Here is a 1,622-nt window from a genome sequence, read left to right as displayed (position 1 = left end):
GCCGGCCCCGCCCCCCCCCCGCGCCCGGGGGGGGGGCGGCCCGCGGGCCCCCCCCCCCCCCCCCCCCGGTACGAGGAGCCGGGCCGGGCGGCGTACGGCTCGTGGTTCACGTCTCCGGATCGGAGGGCGCCCGGCGGCGCAGCGCCGACTTGACCGTGTCGACCACGAGCCGGGCCGCGACGCCCACCAGCAGCAGGCCGCCGGTCATCTGGACCATCACGATGACCCGGGCAGGCTGGGAGCGTGCGGTGATGTCGCCGTAGCCGACGGTGGCGAACGTCGTGAGCGCGAAGTACAGGGCGTCGGTGCGGGTGAGGGGTTCGCTGAAGCTGCCCGGCTCGGCCCTCTCCAGGAGGTGGTAGACGGTCGCGAAGAGCAGCAGGAACAGCAGCAGCACGCTCACCAGTGCCTCGGCCGCCCGCAGGATCGGGCGGAGGGAGTGCTCGATCTCGCGGATCTCCCAGAGGAACAGGGCGAGGACGGCGAGCAGTCCCAGGACGAGGATGACGGCCGTGCCGCCGGTGAACTCCTTGTCCACGGGCAGCAGGTAGTACGCGGCCAGGAGGGCGGCGGTGATGAAGGCCAGCCGCACCGCGGCGATCACCGCGGGGATGCCGTGGGCGGCGCGGACGCCCTCCCGGCTGTCCGGGGGCGGTCGGCGGGACGGGTCGGGTGGCGGCATGCGCGTCTCCCGGTGGTTCCGGTTCTGGTTCGGGCGCGGCCCGCGGGGGCTTCGGCGGGCGGCGGCCCGGGACGCTCCGGGGCCGCCGGGGTGTCAGGGGCGGACCGACACCGTCCAGCCGCTCTTGTAGGTGTCCGGCACCGGGTGGCGCGGCCAGTCGCGCGCCCAGGGCGGCGGGTCCGCCCGGCGCATGACCACCGCGTCGGACCGCTGGGGGGCGCGCGGATCCGTTCTGACGCAGCCCGCGGCGTGCGCGACGGGGATCGCCGCTTCGTTGCCCGTGACCGCGCACGGGGCGCGTACGCCGTGCGCGTGGAGCACCGCCGCGATGCGCTGCCAGTCCTCGCGCGCCTGCCTCTGGACGCCCGCGTGGGTGTGCGCCAGGGTGGCCTGGCCGACCAGGTGGCCCGCCAGCACGGCGGTGAGGACGACGGCCGCCGGCGCCGAGCGGCGGGCCCGGTCGGCGAGACGGAGCAGGCCGAGGGCGGCGGGCACGGCCAGCAGCGCGTAGCCGGGCAGCAGGAAGCGCGGCGCGGCGTAGGGCAGCAGGAGGAAGTACTGCGCCATGAGCGAGGCGGCCGTGGCCGCGGCCAGCCACAGCGGTGCCGCGTCCCCCGCGCCGGCCATGCTCCACGGCGTACGGGTGCGGTGCGCCGCGAGCAGTCCCAGCGCGGCGAGCAGCCCCAGCAGCGGCCACCAGGCCGCGGCCGCCCACCACACCCCGTCGCCGGTGCAGGGGCGGCACAGCAGCGGACCGTCCAGCGAGGTGAGGTGGTCGGCCACCGACAGCACCGGCCGCATGCCGCCCTGGACCTCGCTCGCCTCGGCGAGGCGCTGTGCCACCCCGCCGAACCGCAGCCACGCCTCCACCGCCCACGGCAGCGCGCCCGCCGCGGCGCCCGCGGCCACGGCGGCGATCCTGCCCCGGCCGCGCCAGGCG

Annotated in this window: 1 protein-coding gene and 1 pseudogene; both read right to left on the bottom strand. The window is 77.9% G+C overall.

The window, feature by feature from the left end:
* Positions 1 to 106: 106 nt before the first annotated feature.
* Positions 107 to 682: a potassium channel family protein gene (locus AC2CJA_RS26560; protein WP_484605197.1), complete on the bottom strand. Its 576-nt coding sequence runs from the start codon at positions 680 to 682 to the stop codon at positions 107 to 109.
* Between the two features lie 93 nt (positions 683 to 775).
* A pseudogene (locus AC2CJA_RS26555) lies at positions 776 to 1,622 on the bottom strand (hypothetical protein); the annotation flags it as partial.

Source organism: Streptomyces sp. ATLC9 (genome assembly GCF_057196705.1).
This window is presented reverse-complemented; position numbering and strand designations above follow the sequence as displayed.

What these genes read in the sequence shown, in the direction of transcription:
- AC2CJA_RS26560 (WP_484605197.1), bottom strand. Translation starts at nt 682, where the DNA reads ATGCCGCCACCCGACCCGTCCCGCCGACCGCCCCCGGACAGCCGGGAG.